The 16,227-nt window shown below is 73.4% G+C and carries 14 protein-coding genes and 1 riboswitch; of the genes, 10 read left to right on the plus strand and 4 right to left on the minus strand.

What is annotated here, in order from left to right; all coding sequences use genetic code 11:
• The first annotated feature begins 7 nt into the window (after positions 1-7).
• The 6 genes from ABT295_RS20405 (at position 8) to ABT295_RS20430 (ending at position 6,809) form a co-directional block, all read left to right on the plus strand.
• The gene (locus ABT295_RS20405; RefSeq protein WP_352396234.1) at positions 8-676 is read left to right on the plus strand and encodes an EcsC family protein; all 669 of its coding nucleotides are present in this window, start codon (positions 8-10) and stop codon (positions 674-676) included.
• A 10-nt stretch (positions 677-686) separates the two neighbouring features.
• Entirely contained in the window at positions 687-1,193 is a 507-nt protein-coding gene (locus ABT295_RS20410) for a DUF1232 domain-containing protein (RefSeq protein WP_352396235.1), read from the plus strand.
• 89 nt (positions 1,194-1,282) lie between these two features.
• The gene (locus ABT295_RS20415; protein ID WP_352396236.1) at positions 1,283-2,839 is read left to right on the plus strand and encodes a DUF4192 family protein; all 1,557 of its coding nucleotides are present in this window, start codon (positions 1,283-1,285) and stop codon (positions 2,837-2,839) included.
• Positions 2,840-2,917: 78 nt separating this feature from the next.
• Positions 2,918-3,033, plus strand: a riboswitch (SAM riboswitch).
• Between the two features lie 16 nt (positions 3,034-3,049).
• Complete coding sequence (metX, locus tag ABT295_RS20420; protein WP_352396237.1) at positions 3,050-4,315, plus strand: homoserine O-acetyltransferase MetX; 1,266 nt, start codon at positions 3,050-3,052, stop codon at positions 4,313-4,315.
• Positions 4,316-4,413: 98 nt separating this feature from the next.
• Positions 4,414-4,812 (plus strand): universal stress protein, encoded by a 399-nt coding sequence (locus ABT295_RS20425; RefSeq protein WP_352396238.1) that lies wholly within the window; start codon positions 4,414-4,416, stop codon positions 4,810-4,812.
• A 368-nt stretch (positions 4,813-5,180) separates the two neighbouring features.
• Positions 5,181-6,809 (plus strand): RNA polymerase sigma factor, encoded by a 1,629-nt coding sequence (locus ABT295_RS20430; RefSeq protein ID WP_502991238.1) that lies wholly within the window; start codon positions 5,181-5,183, stop codon positions 6,807-6,809.
• A gap of 103 nt (positions 6,810-6,912) precedes the next feature.
• Here the strand turns inward: ABT295_RS20430 and ABT295_RS20435 are convergent, their stop codons facing one another.
• Both ABT295_RS20435 and ABT295_RS20440 read right to left on the minus strand, forming a co-directional pair.
• Positions 6,913-7,500, minus strand: coding sequence for a helix-turn-helix domain-containing protein (locus ABT295_RS20435; protein WP_352396239.1), 588 nt, complete (start codon positions 7,498-7,500; stop codon positions 6,913-6,915).
• Positions 7,501-7,543: 43 nt separating this feature from the next.
• Positions 7,544-8,227: a cyclase family protein gene (locus ABT295_RS20440; protein WP_352396240.1), complete on the minus strand. Its 684-nt coding sequence runs from the start codon at positions 8,225-8,227 to the stop codon at positions 7,544-7,546.
• Between the two features lie 89 nt (positions 8,228-8,316).
• Here ABT295_RS20440 and ABT295_RS20445 point away from each other — a divergent pair, with 89 nt between their 5' ends.
• From ABT295_RS20445 to ABT295_RS20460, 4 genes are read left to right on the plus strand one after another with little or no spacing between them, the layout of a single operon-like run.
• Positions 8,317-9,888 (plus strand): purine-cytosine permease family protein, encoded by a 1,572-nt coding sequence (locus ABT295_RS20445; RefSeq protein WP_352396241.1) that lies wholly within the window; start codon positions 8,317-8,319, stop codon positions 9,886-9,888.
• A gap of 20 nt (positions 9,889-9,908) precedes the next feature.
• The gene (speB, locus tag ABT295_RS20450) at positions 9,909-10,910 is read left to right on the plus strand and encodes an agmatinase (RefSeq protein ID WP_352396242.1); all 1,002 of its coding nucleotides are present in this window, start codon (positions 9,909-9,911) and stop codon (positions 10,908-10,910) included.
• Positions 10,907-11,305 carry a YybH family protein gene (locus ABT295_RS20455; RefSeq protein WP_352396243.1) on the plus strand — a complete coding sequence of 133 codons (399 nt, stop codon included), beginning with the start codon at positions 10,907-10,909 and terminating at the stop codon, positions 11,303-11,305. Before speB ends, ABT295_RS20455 begins: the two co-directional genes overlap by 4 nt.
• A 16-nt stretch (positions 11,306-11,321) precedes the next feature.
• On the plus strand, positions 11,322-12,662 hold the full coding sequence (locus tag ABT295_RS20460; protein WP_352396244.1) for an NAD-dependent succinate-semialdehyde dehydrogenase: 1,341 nt from the start codon (positions 11,322-11,324) through the stop codon (positions 12,660-12,662).
• A gap of 6 nt (positions 12,663-12,668) precedes the next feature.
• Here the strand turns inward: ABT295_RS20460 and ABT295_RS20465 are convergent, their stop codons facing one another.
• Positions 12,669-14,978, minus strand: a complete 2,310-nt coding sequence (locus ABT295_RS20465; RefSeq protein WP_352396245.1) for a transglutaminase TgpA family protein — start codon at positions 14,976-14,978, stop codon at positions 12,669-12,671.
• A complete protein-coding gene (locus tag ABT295_RS20470) occupies positions 14,975-16,219 on the minus strand; it encodes a DUF58 domain-containing protein (protein WP_352396246.1) in 1,245 nt (414 codons plus the stop codon). Before ABT295_RS20470 ends, ABT295_RS20465 begins: the two co-directional genes overlap by 4 nt.
• Positions 16,220-16,227 lie beyond the last annotated feature (8 nt).

Consider the following 16,227-nt stretch of genomic DNA (forward strand, 5'->3'; position numbering starts at 1 on the left):
CGCGGACGTGACGACGCGGGGCGCAGGGCAGCCCGAGGGCGGGCTCAACGCCGCGGCGACCCGCTTCATCGAGCGCCTCATGGCCGTCGGCATCGACGGCCTGGGCCCGTTCGACTCGGCCCGCACCGTCGCAGCCGGCGCGCTCAAGCACGCCCGGGGCGACGACGAGCAGGCCCTGCGCGTGCTGGCACGCGACCACCGCCAGCTCGGAGCCGTCGGCGGCTTCGCGACCGGCCTCGGTGGGTTCTTCACCATGCCGGTCTCGCTGCCCGCGAACGTGATCGAGTTCTACCTGCTCGCCACGCGCCTCACCGCAGCGACCGCCGCGGTGCGCGGCTACGACGTCGACAAGCCCGAGGTGCGCTCCGCGGTGCTGCTCACGCTCGTCGGCGCCGACAGCGACGACCTGCTGAGGAAGGCCGGCCTCAAGACCCCCGGCGGCAAGCTCTCGTCGCTCGCGACCGACCGGCTGCCGGCTTCCGCGCTCATGGTCCTCAACAAGGCGGTCGCGTTCCGGCTCGTGGGGCGCGTCGGCCAGAGCGCCTTCTCGCGCCTCGGCCGCGCCGTGCCGGTCGTCGGTGGGGTCATCGGGGCCGGCGTCGACGTCTACATGCTGAGCCGCATCGGGCGGCAGGCCGCGAAGGAGTTCCCGCCCCTCGCGCCGAGCGAGCGCTGACCGGGTCGCCGTGAAGACCGCCTCGCGGCTCAAGCTCGCGGCGACCGTCGCGTCCGTCGTGCGCGCGTCCAGCCGGCCCGGCGCGCCCGCCCTCTCGGAACGGGTGCAGGCGGTGCCCCGGCTCGTGCGCGCCACCCGCAGCGGGGCGTATGCCGGCACCACCCTCCGGCGACTCGGGCTCGTCGCCGCTGCGGTGGCCTACGTCGCCTCACCCGTCGACCTCGTGCCCGAGGCCGTGCTGCCGGTCGTCGGCGCGGCCGACGACGCGGTGGTCGTGGCGTGGGCCGTGCGGGCCTTCGTCGAGGAGACCGACCGCTACCTCGCGTGGGAGCGCGGCCAGGGACTGTGGGCGGGCTCGCCCGGCGGCTCCGCTTCGCCGGCCGGCCCCGGCTCGCCCGACGTGGGCCGTGGCCCGTGGGCGCACGGCGGCGCCGGGCTTGCACGGCTTCCAGAGGGGATGCGCCGGGCTGCTACCGACTACGCCATGGAGACGGTGCGCAGGCGCCTCGAGCGCTGAATCCACACCCCCCGCGGGCCGGCCCCCGGTCGTCCACAGGTGGGGGACGGGGTCTGTCGCCGGGGCGACGACGTGGCGAGGCTCGTCGCATGCCCAAGATCTCCCTGGCCGGGCCGGCCGAGCTGCTGACCATCCTTCCCTACCACCTCGGGTTCCAGCCGATCCGGAGCGTCGTGGTCGCCTGCTTCCGCGGGGCCCGGCTCGGCCTCGTCGCCCGGCTCGACCTCGTCGGGCCGGAGCTGGCGCCCCTGGCGACGGCGCGGCTGCTGCCGACGCTCTTGGCCGAGGCTCCCACCGCGGTCGCGCTCGTGGCCTTCGAGGACGACCGCGACGAGGCGCTGCCGTTGCTCGGCGCCCTGGCCGACGGGCTGGACGCCCACGACGTGGGCCTGCGCGAGCGCCTCGTCGTCCGCGACGGACGGTGGTGGGACCTGCACTCCGCACGGTGCCCCGAGCAGGGGTGGCCGGTGCCCGAGCTCGTCGACGTGCCGGCCGTCGCGAGCTACGTCGCGCTGGGGCACGCCGTGCTCCCGGACCGCAGCGAGCTCGCCCGGCTCGTCGAGCCCCTCGCGCGCGACGCCCCGCGGCACGACCTCGCGCGCCGGGCCGTCGAGGACTGGCAGCGCCGCTACGCGAACGCGGGTGGGTGGTCGCGGCGCGGGAGGCCCGGGCGATCGGGGAGGCCCGGGCGGCCGAAGTCCGGCAGGCCGGGTGGCGCGCGGGGGAGCGGTCGGGGGCCCGAGCCGGTCCGGGCCGCCGGTGCGGTCCGGGAGGGAAGCCGGTTCGGGGTGCTGGACGACGACCTCACGCCCCTCGAGTTCCTCGTCGACGACGCGCTCGTGGCGTGGGGTGGCGTGCTGCGGGGCGACATCGTCGGCTACGGCATCGAGCACTGGCTGCCGGCGCTCGTGGGGCCCCTGCGCGACGCCTTCGTGCGCGACGCGGTCATCGCCTGGCTCTGCCCGGGCTCGAGCGTCTTCGGGCCACCGCCGGACGTGCTCGCGCCGGCCCTCGAGCTGTTCCTCGGACCGGGCCTGCGCCTGCGCGGGGCGGCGTCCCCGCAGGACCGGCTGCTCGGTGACGTCGTCGACCTCTCGGGTCCGGCGCGGCGCGCGGACGGCAGTGCCGGCGGTCCCGGAGTCGCCGGTGGCGCCGGTGTGGCCGACGAGCCCGGCGAGTCGGGGGGTGACGACGGGCGTGACGACGGGGGTGACGGCGACGACCTGGCTCACCTCGGCGAGCTGGACGACCTCGACGAGTGCAGCGATCTCGACGAGCTGGACGAGCTGGACGACCTGGACGACCTGGACGACGCCGCTGACCCCGACGCCGACGACCCCGACGCCGACGACCCCGACGACCTCGGCCTCCTCGACGACCTCGCCGGGGACGACTGGGAGGCGTGGGAGGAGGCGACGCTGCCCCACGTGGTGCAGGCGCGGCTCGAGCAGGTGTGCCGGCTCACGCCGGCCGTCCACGCGGCACCGCTGCTGTCCCTCGTCGGCGCGGTGGCGTGGTGGTGCGGCGACGGGGCCCGGGCCCGGGTCGCGGTCGACCGCGCGCTCGAGCTGGAGCCCGGCCACGTGCTGGCCGGTCTGCTGCGGGACGCGCTCGACCGCGGCCTGCGGCCGCACCGCTGCACGTGAGGCGCCCGCGGGACCCGGCGTCCACGACGTGGACCGGAGCCTCGGCCAACGGGCCTGGCTCCCGTAGGATCGTGGGCAGGTCATGAGTACCAGTGACAAGCCCCGGCTCGCTGGTCGGCAACCCTCCCTCGCGGTGGGGTGCCCCGGGTGAGGACCCGGCCGCACCCGTCCCCGGATGCGTGCAAGCGCGAGCGAGCAGGAGCAACCCCGATGACCGTCACCCACCGGCAGCACACGACCCGGCGCCCGACGCCGGCCGCACGCTCGGGCCGGGCGCCGGGCGACGGCGCAGCCCCGGCTCCCGCCGTGTCTTCCGTGCCGCTCGCGCCGCCGTCGCCCGTCGGCCACGGGCCCGGGGCGGCCCAGGACGGCGCCTGGCGCGTCGGCGACCCCGTCGGGCGGCGCCACTTCGTCGAGCTCGGCGAGGTCGAGCTCGAGCGCGGAGGCGTGCTGCCCGACGTGCGCATCGCCTACGAGACGTGGGGGCGGCTCAACGAGGCCGGCGACAACGTCATCCTCGTCGAGCACGCACTGACGGGTGACAGCCACGTGGTCGGTGAGGCCGGCGACGGCCACGCCTCGCCGGGCTGGTGGAACGCCCTCATCGGCGCGGGTCAGCCGGTCGACCCGGACGAGTGGTTCGTCGTCGCGGCGAACGTGCTCGGCGGGTGCCAGGGCAGCACGGGTCCCGCGAGCGAGGCCCCGGACGGCCGACCGTGGGGCAGCCGGTTCCCCTACGTCACCGTGCGCGACCAGGTCGCGGTCGAGCGCGCCCTGCTCGACCGCCTCGGCATCGCCCGGCTGGCCGCCGTGGTCGGCGGGTCGATGGGCGGCATGCGCGCCCTCGAGTGGGCGGTCACGCACCCCGACGACGTCGACCGGTGCGTCGTGCTCGCGTCGACGCCCTACGCCACGGCCGACCAGATCGCCTGGTGCCAGCCCCAGCTGCTCGCGATCCGGAGCGACCCCGACTTCGCCGGCGGCGACTACTACGACACCGACCGCCGCCCGGTCACCGGGCTCGGCCTCGCCCGCCGCATCGCGCACGTCACCTACCGCACCGAGCTCGAGCTCGACGACCGCTTCGGCCGCCGCCCGCAGCTCGGCGAGGACCCCCTGCGGGCGGGGGAGCGCGGTCGCTTCGCCGTCGAGTCCTACCTCGACCACCACGCGGGCAAGCTCTCGCGCCGCTTCGACGCCAACTCCTACGTCGTGCTCACCGAGGCGATGAACTCCCACGACGTCGGGCGTGACCGCGGCGGCCTCGAGGCGGCGCTCGCGCGCGTCGTCGCCGACTGCACGGTCGTCTCCGTCGACACCGACCGGCTCTACCCCCCGCGGCTCTCCGACCAGCTGCACGCAGCGCTGCCGCGTTCCACCCGCGCGCACATCACCTCGGCCTTCGGTCACGACGGCTTCCTCATCGAGGAGGAGCAGGTCGGGCGCATCCTGCGCGAGGCGCTCTCGCGCGGCTGAGGCCGTCCGGAGGCCGTCGCCGGGCGCCCCTCCCACGCCCGGGTTTTCGGGTACGGTTCGACCAGCTGGGTGTTTCCGTCCCAAGGAGGTCCGGGAAAGTGGCCATTGTCGTTGGTTATGTCGCCACCAAAGAAGGTCGTGCGGCGCTCAAGAGAGCAGCGGAGGAATGCGTCCTGCGCGGGAGCAAGCTCGTCGTGATCAGCTCCCACCGGGGCGGCAAGGACTTCGACGCCAACGAGGCCCACCGGTTCGAGACCGAGCTGACGCGCGTGCAGACGCTGCTGGAGGAGAAGGGCCTGGAGCACGAGGTGCGCCAGCTCGTCCGCGGCAACGACCCCGCCGAGGACCTCATCAGCGTGGCCGAGGAGGAGAAGGCCGACTTCATCGTCATCGGCCTGCGCCGCCGCAGCCCCGTCGGCAAGCTCATCCTCGGCTCGAACGCGCAGCGCATCCTGCTCGACGCGAGCTGCCCGGTGCTCGCCGTCAAGGGAGACTGATCCGGCGACGGTCCGGGCCGTGCCTCGCGGGCCCGGAGCGTACCCACTCGCACCCAACCGCACCGGGTCCGACGGGGAGGCGGCCGGGGGTCTGCGGTGCTGACGCGCCGCGCGCGTTTCGGCATCCGTTCGCTCGGAGGCCGTGCGGCGTTTTATAATGTCCGTGTACCGGATCGCACCAGGCGCACCGAGAGCTCGATTCAGGGATCGACTCCAACAGACCACGCTGCCGGCACCACCCCCCATTCTCGCTCGTTGTGATGTCGCATGCCCGGACTCGGGCGACCGTCCGACGAGACCCGCGACGAAAGGCGACTGCATCCGTGCCCAAGGCAACAACCGCTGGAACCCCCAAGACCCTGCCTAAGGTGTTCCAGCACGAGGCGATCATGCAGCTCCTCGTGAAGGGCAGCACCGACGGCAGCATCACCGGCACGGAGATCGCGCGGGCCCAGGCCGAGGCCGACCTCGACCTCAAGCAGATGAAGCCGGTCCTCACGACGCTCGAGGCGCACGACATCGAGATCGTCGTCGACGCTCCGCACTCGAGCACGAAGAAGACCCGCACAGGGACCAAGGGAGGCAGTGTGGCCACCGCACGCAAGACGACCGCCGCGGCGACGAAGGCCGCGTCGCGGACGACGACCGCAGCCACGAAGAGCGCCGCGAAGAAGGCCGCGCCCGCAGCTGCCGACGACGCTGCCGCGGAGAAGCCCGCCGCGCGGGCTGCCGTGAAGAAGGCGACGACGAACGCCGGTGTCGCCAAGGCCGCCGCGAAGCCGGCCACCAAGAAGGCCGCCGCCGCCAAGACGGCGGCGAAGAAGACGGCCAAGAGCGCCGCCGCGGCGGTCGACGGTGCCGACGGTGCCGACGGTGCCGACGAGCCCGGCGACGTCGAGCCCGAGGACGCCCCCGAGGGCGAGCTCGAGGAGGTCGTCGTCGAGCCGGTGGACGTCGACGAGGACGCCGAGGAGGGCGAGGCCCGCCCGGCCGCCGCGGGCAAGACCGAGGAGACGGAGGAGTCCGGCTTCGTCATCCGCGACGACGACGAGGACGACGCCCCGGCCCAGCAGGTCGTCACGGCCGGCGCGACCGCCGACCCCGTCAAGGACTACCTCAAGCAGATCGGCAAGGTCGCCCTCCTCAATGCCGAGCAGGAGGTCGAGCTCGCCAAGCGCATCGAGGCCGGCCTGTTCGCCGAGGAGAAGCTCAACTCGGGCGACAAGATCGAGATGAAGCTGAAGCGCGAGCTGTGGTGGATCGCCCAGGACGGCAAGAAGGCGAAGAACCACCTGCTCGAGGCCAACCTGCGTCTCGTCGTCTCGCTCGCCAAGCGCTACACGGGTCGCGGCATGCTCTTCCTCGACCTCATCCAGGAGGGCAACCTCGGCCTGATCCGTGCGGTCGAGAAGTTCGACTACACCAAGGGCTACAAGTTCTCGACCTACGCGACGTGGTGGATCCGCCAGGCCATCACGCGTGCCATGGCCGACCAGGCACGCACCATCCGCATCCCGGTGCACATGGTCGAGGTCATCAACAAGCTCGCCCGCGTGCAGCGCCAGATGCTCCAGGACCTGGGCCGCGAGCCCACCCCGGAGGAGCTCGCCAAGGAGCTCGACATGACGCCCGAGAAGGTCGTCGAGGTGCAGAAGTACGGCCGCGAGCCGATCTCGCTGCACACCCCGCTCGGCGAGGACGGCGACAGCGAGTTCGGTGACCTCATCGAGGACTCCGAGGCGGTCGTCCCGGCCGACGCCGTGAGCTTCACGCTCCTGCAGGAGCAGCTGCACTCGGTGCTCGACACGCTCTCCGAGCGGGAGGCCGGCGTCGTCTCGATGCGCTTCGGCCTGACCGACGGCCAGCCGAAGACCCTCGACGAGATCGGCAAGGTCTACGGGGTGACGCGCGAGCGCATCCGCCAGATCGAGAGCAAGACGATGAGCAAGCTGCGTCACCCGAGCCGTAGCCAGGTGCTGCGCGACTACCTCGACTGACGTCGCGCCCGCAGACGGATCGCCGCAGGTCAGGTGCCCACCGGGCGCCTGACCTGCGGCGTCTCCGCGCGAGGCGGTGCGGGCCGGCCCCGCTCGGGGCGCCTCAGGCGCTGCCGCTCCACGGCGCCGGGGTCAGCACCCAGACGATCTCCGCGCCCTGCGACGCGCTGGGGTTCTCCCACGTGTGCGGCTCGGTCCCGCGCAGGGTGAGTGCGTCACCGGCGGCGAGCCGCTCGCGCCGGTCGGCGAACACGACGTCGATGGTGCCCGTGAGGACGTAGGCGATCTCGATCTCGCAGTTGATCGTGTAGAGCTCCGGTCCGCCGGTGGCGCCGGGCTCGGCGCTCGTGTGGATGACCTGCACCCGAGGCTGGCCCCGAGGGGTCATCAGGCGTTCGCGGACGCCGGTGCCGCCGAGGTTGATGGCCGGGGCGGAGTCGCCGCGGACGAGCTCGACGTCGGGCGCGCTGAAGAGCGAGCCCGGGTTGATGCTGATCACCTCGCACAGCGTGACGAGCGAGGCGACGCTGAGCGAGGTCTCGTCCCGCTCGACCCGGCTGAGGAAGCCCTTGGTCAGGCCGGCCGCGGTCGCGAGCTGCTCGAGGGTGTAGCCGTGGGCCTTGCGGGCCGCGCGCAGGCGGGCGCCGAGCCGTGCGCCCTCGGTGCTCGGCGAGACGGGTAGCGGTCGCATCGCGCTCCTCTCGGGCTCGGTCGGGTGGGGATCGCGCCCCAGACTAGTTCTCCGCCGAGGGCTCGAGCTGCATCGCCACCGCGCGCACGGGGGCGCCGTCGGCCGCCTCGAGCGCGATCGGGAAGCACGACACCACCGGGTCGGGCCAGTCGACCGACGCGAGGTTGCGGAAGTTCTCGCCGATGACACCGCCGGCCCGCGCGACGAGGTGGTGCACCGGGAAGCCCTCCCCGGGGTGGTCGTCGTCCGGGGTCTCGTCGAGGTTGATGGCGTCGATGCAGAGGGCCCGCACCCCGGTGTCGAGGATGCGGCGCGCGGCGTCGGCGTCGAGGAAGGGGTGCTCGAAGTAGGCCGGGGTGCCGTAGTGGGCGGACCAGCCGGTGCGCAGCAGGACGATCGTCCCCGGCCGCAGGCGCGCCGCGACGGGCTCGACGTGCCGCTCCCACGAGATGCGCCCGCGCGGACCGAGGTCGGTGGCGTCGACGACCACCGCCGGACCGAAGAAGCGCTCGAGGGGCAGCTCGTCGATGCGCGGCGTGGCCCCGTCGAAGTGGTAGGGCGCGTCGACGTGGGTGCCGGTCTGCGAGCCCATCGTCACGGAGAGCAGGTTGAAACCGTCCCGCTCGATGGTCGAGTGCGGGTCGAGGCGGGGCTCGGGGTCCCCGGGGTAGACCACGGTGCCCGGCCCGACGGGGACCGACAGGTCGACGATGCGAGTGATCCTCATGGGCAACAACTATTGCATCTCATGCAACATCATCGCTAGCCTCGAGCCCGTTCACGGCGCACCGACGCGCCTCGGGAGAGGAAGACCTCATGAGCGACCTGCAGCACGACCCCGCACCCGGCGGCGCGTCGCCCGCCGTCCGCCCCCGCGCCACCGAGGTGGAGCAGCACGGCATCGACACCATCCCGGCCGAGCACCGCCACTCGCGCCCGCTCGACCTCTTCAGGATCCAGTTCGGCGGTGCCAACACCTTCGCCACGATCATCCTCGGCACCTTCCCGGTGCTGCTCGGGCTCTCGCTCTGGCAGGCCGTCGCGGCGACCGTCGTCGGCGTCGTCGTCGGGTCGTTGTTCCTCATGCCGATGGGCCTGTTCGGCCCGCTGACGGGGACGAACAACGCCGTGAGCTCCGGTGCGCACTTCGGGGTCCGCGGACGCGTCGTCGGCTCGTTCCTCTCGCTGCTGACCGCGATCGCGTTCTACTCCATCTCCGTGTGGGTCAGCGGGGACGCCGTCGTCGGGGCGCTCGTGCGCCTCACCGGGATCGGGGACTCGGACCTGCTGCGGGGCGTCGTCTACGCGGTCCTCGGTGGCATCGTCATCGTCGTCGTGGTCTACGGCTACGCCTTCATGCTGCTCGTCAACAAGGTCGTCGTCTTCGGCAACACCGCGCTCATCCTGCTCGGGGCGCTCGCCTACACCGGCCAGGTCGACCTCGGCTACGACCCCGGGCCGCAGGCGTACGCCCTCGGCTCCTTCTGGCCGACGTTCGTGCTCTCGGCGCTCATCGTCATGGGCAACCCGATCTCGTTCGGTGCGTTCCTCGGCGACTGGTCCCGCTACATCCCCCGGCGCACGTCGCCGGGCCGCCTCCTCGGCGCCACGTTCGCCGCGCAGCTCATGACGCTCGTGCCGTTCCTCTTCGGTGTGGTCACGGCCACGCTCGTGGCGGGCGACGCCGACTACGTCGTGGCGCTCATCAACCTCTCACCCGCCTGGTACGCCGCGCTGCTCATCGTCGTGGCCTTCCTCGGTGGCCTGTCGACGGGCATCACCTCGCTCTACGGCACCGGCCTCGACTTCTCGTCGGTCTTCCCGCGCCTGTCACGCGTGCAGGCCTCGCTCGTCATCGGCGCCCTCGCCTTCGTCTTCATCCTCGTCGGACGGCTGGCGTTCGACCTCATCGCGAGCGTCAACGCCTTCATCGGGGCGATCGTCATCTGCACGACCCCCTGGATGGTCATCATGACGATCGGCTACGTCGTCCGACGCGGCCACTACAGCGAGACGGACCTGCAGGTGTTCAACCAGGGTCGGCTCGGTGGTGCCTACTGGTTCGACGCCGGCGTGAACTGGCGGGGCATGGCGGCCTGGATCCCCGCTGCGGTCCTCGGCCTGCTCTTCGCCAACTACCCGCCGCTCATCCAGGGGCCGTTCCGCGACGTCGCCGGCGGGATCGACCTCAGCCTCGTCGTCGCCATCGGCGTGGCGGCCGTCGCCTACGTCGTGCTCCTCCACGTCTTCCCCGAGCCGCGCTACGTGTTCGGGCCCGACGGCCCGCGTGGCGTGCCCAGCTCGGACGTCCCGAGGCCGCCGGTCGAGGACGACCACCGGGCGTCGGGGCACCGTGCCGACAAGCGCACCACGGCGGTGCGGTCGTGAGCGACGAAGGAGCACCGCGCGTGCGGACCGATGCATCCGACCTGCCCCGGATCGCCACCGGCGGACGCGTGGGGCAGGTCGACGCGACCGTCGTCCCACGCTTCGCCGGTCCGGCGACCTTCGCGCGGCTGCCCCGCATCGACGAGGTCTCCGACGTCGACGTGGCGGTCGTCGGGGTGCCGTTCGACTCGGGCGTCTCGTACCGTCCCGGAGCCCGGTTCGGTCCGGCCCACGTGCGTGAGTCCTCGCGACTGCTCCGGCCCTACAACCCGGCAGCCGACGTCGAGCCGTTCGCGAGCCAGCAGGTCGTGGACGCCGGCGACATCCCCGTGAACTCCTTCGACATCGAGGCGGCGATCGCCCAGGTCGAGGCCGGCGCGCGGGACCTGCTCGAGCGTGCCGGTCGGCTCGTCACCATCGGCGGCGACCACACCATCGCCCTGCCCCTGCTGCGGGCGGTCGCCGCCAAGCACGGGCCGGTGGCGGTCGTCCACTTCGACGCGCACCTCGACACGTGGGACACCTACTTCGGCGCGGCATACACCCACGGCACCCCGTTCCGCCGGGCCTCGGAGGAGGGGCTCGTCGACCGCAGCGGCTGCCTGCACGTCGGCACGAGGGGACCGCTCTACTCGCGCCAGGACCTCGTCGACGACCGAGACCTCGGCTTCCAGGTCGTGCCGAGCGTCGAGATGGACGACCTCGGGGTGCGGGGCGTCGTCGAGCGGATCAGGGACCGCGTCGGCGACCGGCCGGTCTACCTCTCGGTCGACATCGACGTCCTCGACCCCGCGTTCGCGCCGGGCACCGGCACGCCGGAGGCCGGCGGGCTGACGAGCCGCGAGCTGCTCGCGGTGCTGCGCGGGTTCTCCGAGCTCAACCTCGTGGGGGCCGACCTCGTCGAGGTCGCACCGGTCTACGACCACGCCGAGGTGACCGGCATCGCGGCCTCGCACGTCGCCTACGAGATGCTGTCGGCGATGAGCCCCCGCACCGACCCGGCGCCGGAGGTGCACCCGTGAGCCTGGAGGGGGACGTGCTCGAGGCGGCGCGAGCGCTCGTGGCGGCCTTCGGACGGCACGACACGGAGGCGTACTTCGACGCCTTCGCCCCGGAGGCGACGTTCCTCTTCCACACCCACGGCACCCCCCTGCGTTCGCGGCTGGCGTACCGTGACCTGTGGACGTCCTGGGAGAGCGAGGGCTTCCATGTCATCTCGTGTCGTTCGTCCGACCAGCACGTGCAGGGTCTGGGCGACGACACGGCGGTCTTCACCCACCGGGTCGAGACCGCCGTCCGCGCGGGCGGGGTCGACGAGACGCTCGACGAGCGCGAGACGATCGTCTTCCGGCGCCGGCCCGACGGTCGCTGGGTGGCCGTGCACGAGCACCTCTCTCCCGCCCCGACCACCCCCTGACAGCAGAGGAGCCCAGATGAGCGAGTACGCAGTCGTCAACCCCGCCACCGGCGAGCGGGTCAAGGAGTACCCCACCTTCACCGACGAGCAGGTCGACGACGCCGTCGCCCGCGCCCACGCGACGTATCGCGAGTGGTCCCGGGGCGCGAGCACCGCCGAGCGCGCGGCCCTGCTGGGTCGCGTCGCGCAGCTGCACACCGAGCGGCGCGAGGCGCTCGCCGACATCATCGTGCGGGAGATGGGCAAGCCGCTCGAGGACGCGCTGGGCGAGGTGGACTTCAGCGCCGCCATCTACGGCTACTACGCCGAGAACGCCGAGCGCTTCCTCGCCGACGAGCCGGTGGACGTCCTCGAGGGCGAGGGCACCGCCGTCATCCAGCGGCGACCGGTCGGCGTCCTCCTCGGCATCATGCCGTGGAACTTCCCCTTCTACCAGGTGGCCCGCTTCGCCGGACCCAACCTGGCCGCGGGCAACACGATCGTGCTCAAGCACGCCCCGCAGTGCCCGGAGTCGGCTGCGGCGCAGGAGCAGATCTTCCTCGACGCCGGCTTCCCCGCCGGGGCGTACGTCAACGTCTACGCGACGAACGAGCAGGTGGCGGACGTCATCGCCGACCCGCGCGTGCAGGGCGTCTCGCTCACCGGGTCGGAGCGGGCCGGGGCGGCCGTCGCCGAGATCGCCGGGCGGCACCTCAAGAAGGTCGTGCTCGAGCTCGGCGGCTCGGACCCGTTCATCGTCCTCAGCACCGACGACCTCGACGCGACGGTCGACGCCGCCGTCGCGGCACGCCTCGACAACACCGGTCAGGCCTGCAACGCCGGCAAGCGCTTCATCGTCGACCGCCGGCTGCACGACGACTTCGTGGCGCGCTTCACCGAGAAGATCCTCCAGACGCCTCCGGCGCCGCTGTCGTCCGTCGCGGCGGCCGAGCGGCTCGAGGGCCAGGTGGCGCAGGCCGTCGCCGACGGGGCTTCCCTCGCGACGAGTGGGGAGCGGCAGGGCGCGTGGTACCCGCCCGGTGTCCTCACCGGCGTGCGCCCGGACCAGGAGACCTACCGCGAGGAGCTCTTCGGCCCGGTCGCGATGGTCTTCGAGGCCGCCGACGAGGCCGAGGCGGTGCGCATCGCCAACGACACCCCCTACGGCCTCGGCTCGTACGTGTTCACCACCGACCCCGACCAGGCGCGCCGGGTGGCGGACCAGATCGAGGCCGGCATGGTCTTCGTCAACGGTGTCGGCGCCGAGGGCGTCGAGCTGCCCTTCGGCGGGGTCAAGCGCTCCGGCTTCGGCCGCGAGCTCGGCCGCTTCGGCATCGAGGAGTTCGTCAACCGCAAGCTCGTGCGGACCGTGCGCTGAGCCCGGTCAGCGGCGGCGGCCGGGCCGGGGGATCCGGTCCGGCAGCCCGCGCCAGAAGCTGACGCCGGCCGCCGGCCAGAGGAACGAGCGCACCCGGGTCTGCCAGGCCCGGGTGCGCCCGACCTGGCGCCGGATCGAGCGGATGTCGTGGTGGAGGCGGATCGCCTCCTGCGGCGAGGTGCGCTCGGGCCGGTCGTACCGGGCCTTCTCCAGGGTCGCCGTCACCCGGCGCATGGCGGAGGCGTTCTCCTCGTCGAGGTGGCCGTCGCCGACGTAGCGGTCGCGCAGCTGGCGAAGCGTCACCCCGTCGGGGGCCTGCAGGCCGAGGTCGCCGAGGTGCGAGGTGAGGTCGAGCCACTCGGCCTCGATGAGGTCGCGCTGGCTCACGGCCGCCCGCCGTCGCCGCACCCGCAGCAGCCACGCGGTGATCGGCATGACGAAGACCGCGAGCAGGAGCACGAGCAGGGTGAGCGCGGTGACGACGTGGCGCACCGTGAAGACCGACCCCACGGAGTCGAGCAGCGTCGGCTGCTGCGGCACGGCCACGGCCGTGGGGGTCGCCGAGGTCGACGCGCTCGCCGAGGCGGTGCCACCCGTCTCGGTGTCGTCGACCGAGCGGCCACCACCGGTGGCCCCCGCGTCGGAGCCGAGCACGGCATACGGCGGCGGGGTGCCGGCGCGCACGCCGGGCGTCGGCTCGAAGCGGAGCCAGCCGTAACCCTGGAAGTAGAGCTCGGGCCACGCGTGCGCGTCGCTCGCCCGCACGACGTAGCGCTCGCCGTCGAGGTCGCCCGGGAGGAAGCCGATGGCCATCCGGGCCGGGATGCCCTGGGCGCGCGCCAGCATGATCATCGCGGTCGCGAACTGCACGCAGTAGCCGCGGCGGGTCTGGTAGAAGTTCTGGATCGGCTCGAGCAGGCGGCCCTCGGAGTCGCGGAGCGGCTCGCCGAGGTCGAGGGAGTACGTGTAGTCGCTGCCGCGCAGGTGGTCCTGGATCGCGATGGCCTTGTCGAGCGGGTTGTCCTCGCCCCGGGTGACCTCCGCGGACCAGCTGTCGATGAGCTCGCGCGAGCGGTCGGGGATGGAGAGGTCGTCGTCGGTGATGTCGGGGGAGTCGGGCGCGCCCGACTCGCGCAGCTCCGGCGGCGAGGGCGCCACGTCGGCGTACGTGATGCGGTAGTCGCTGACGGCCCGACCGACGCGCACGTCGCGGGTGACGGGGTCGATCGACCACGGCGTGCCCTCCATCGCCACCTTGACGACGGGGTAGGGCGCCGCGATCCGCGGGGCCGCGAGCGTGTTGTCCGACACCGTGATCTCGTACTCGCGCCGGCGCTCGGGCGGCGGCAGCGGGGCCGGGTCGCCCGACCCGCTTCCGGACCCGGCGACGAGCCACTGCCCGCGGGAGTAGTAGGACGTGGCGAGCACCCGGAGCGGCGAGCGGGTGAACGCCGTCGTCGTGTAGCTGAGCACGGGCGTCTGGTCCTGGTCGTTGAGGCTCCGGGAGAGGTCGAGGGTGTCGTTGAAGCCCACCGTGCCCTCCCCGCCACCGCCGGTCGTGCGGCCGAGGCCCTCGGTGAGGTAGCGCGGCGGGAAGTGCGGGATGACCGTGGGCACGAGGACCGCCACGACGACGCCGACCGCGCCGAGCTTGAGCGCCCCGGCGGTGAACGAACGCAGCGCGTCGCGGTCGTGCGCCGCCTCGTCGATCTCGCTGTCCTCGGACGCGCTGGCCGTGCCCCAGCGGCCGAACTGGGCCCGGGCCGTCGTGTGGAGCATGACGAGCCAGAGCGCGACGGGCACGAGGAAGTAGCGCAGCTCGAGCGCGGCGTAGCCGTTCGCCGCCGTGATGAGGTAGGCGGTCAGCAGGGGCAGGCCGGCCGCCGCCGGGCTGCGCCACGTGGCGGCCGTGGCGTCGACGCTGATCGCGACCAGCCCGACCGCGACGGTGAGGCAGAAGGCGATGCCCTCGTTGAGCGGCGCCGGCGCCGAGTAGCGCTGCACCGTCTCGAGGGCCTGCAGCCCGAGGGAGTTCGCCGCCTCGAGCGTCGACGGCGTGGGCACGAGGAGCACGAACGAGTCGCCGGTGAAGCGCACGAGCACGACGTATGCCGTGACGAGCACTTGGAGGAGCACGACGAGCAGGCGCGAGCGGGTGAGTCCACGCGCCACGAGCCCGAGCCCGGCCACGAGGGCGATGACGAGCACGGCCTCGCCGAGCCACGACGCGTCGGAGAAGAGGCTCGTGATCGGGTAGACCGCGGCCAGGGTGGCGAGCGCGGCGAGCAGGGTGATCCGCCAACGGCGCCGGGTCATCGGCTGCCTCCCACGGTCGCGGCGGTCAGCACGGCCCAGGCCCGGGCCACCTCGTCGTCGCGGTGCACGGCGACGGCCCGCCAGCCGGAGAGGCGCAGGGCGTCGACGTGCGGCTCGACCTCCTCGGCGTCGCTCGTGCCGAAGCTGCGGGCGTCGAGCACCAGCGCGAGACCGGTCGTGCCGGGCTGGCGCAGGCTGGCCACGCGCGAGGTGACGTCGCGGTCGTGCGGCCCGACGATGGTGACGAGGAAGCCGCCCGCGGCGGCGAGCGTCTGCCCGGCGCGGAGGATCTCGTCCTCGCCGGTGTCGTCGCGGGTGCCGGCGACGGCGAGCACGTCGAGGATCTCGTCGGGGGTCATCGTCTCGGCCGCCCGCGAGGTCTCGACCGTCTCGGCGCAGACGAGGTGCACGGCATACCCGGAGGAGCTGAGGTGCACGGCGATCGAGGCCGCGGCCGTGACCGCCCACTCGAAGGAGCTGCCGGCACCGGAACCGCCGTGCGCCGACGGGCGCGGGTCGAGCAGCACGACGGCGCGCCGCTGCGCGGGCCGGTCCTCCTGGCGCACCATGAGGTCGCCGGTGCGGGCGGTGGCGGGCCAGTGGATGCGCCGGAGGTCGTCGCCGTCGCGGTACTCCCGGATCGTGACGTCGTCCTCGCCGTGCAGCGCGATGAGGTGGGCCTGCTCGCCCTCGGAGCCGACCCCCGCGCTGGGCTGTCGGTTCGACGACAGCGGGTGAACGGCGGGGAGCACGACGAGGTCGGCGGTGCCCTCGAGCACCGCGTTGCGGTTCGCGAGGCCGAACGGGTCCTGCACCTGCACGCCGAGCGGTCCGAGGTGGTGGCGTCCGCGCAGGTGGGAGCGCACGGCGTAGTCGATCGCGCGCACGCGCCCCGGGGGGATGCGCCCGACGACGAACCGCGGACGGTCGCCGAGCACGTAGTCGAGCCGCTCCTCCGCGAGGAAGATCGGGGTGGTCGACGTCGAGACGTTCTCGAAGGAGAGCGTGACGTGGGCGTCCTGGCCCACGCTGATCCGCTCGGGGTGGGTGTGCCGCTCGATCCGCATCCGCGTCCTGCGCGTGCGCACGAGCACGGCGCTGATGACCGGGAGGGCCACGAGGAGCACGCCGACCCGCGTCAGGTCCGGGAAGCCGAAGATGATCCCGGCGAGCACGAGGGTGGTGCCGGAGCCGACGAAGGCCCGGCCCCGGGTGGTGAGGACGCTGCGCAGCGCGCGCACGACGGCCG

The sequence above is a fragment of the Terrabacter sp. NPDC000476 genome (assembly GCF_040300125.1).
In the GTDB taxonomy this organism is placed as follows: domain Bacteria; phylum Actinomycetota; class Actinomycetes; order Actinomycetales; family Dermatophilaceae; genus Terrabacter.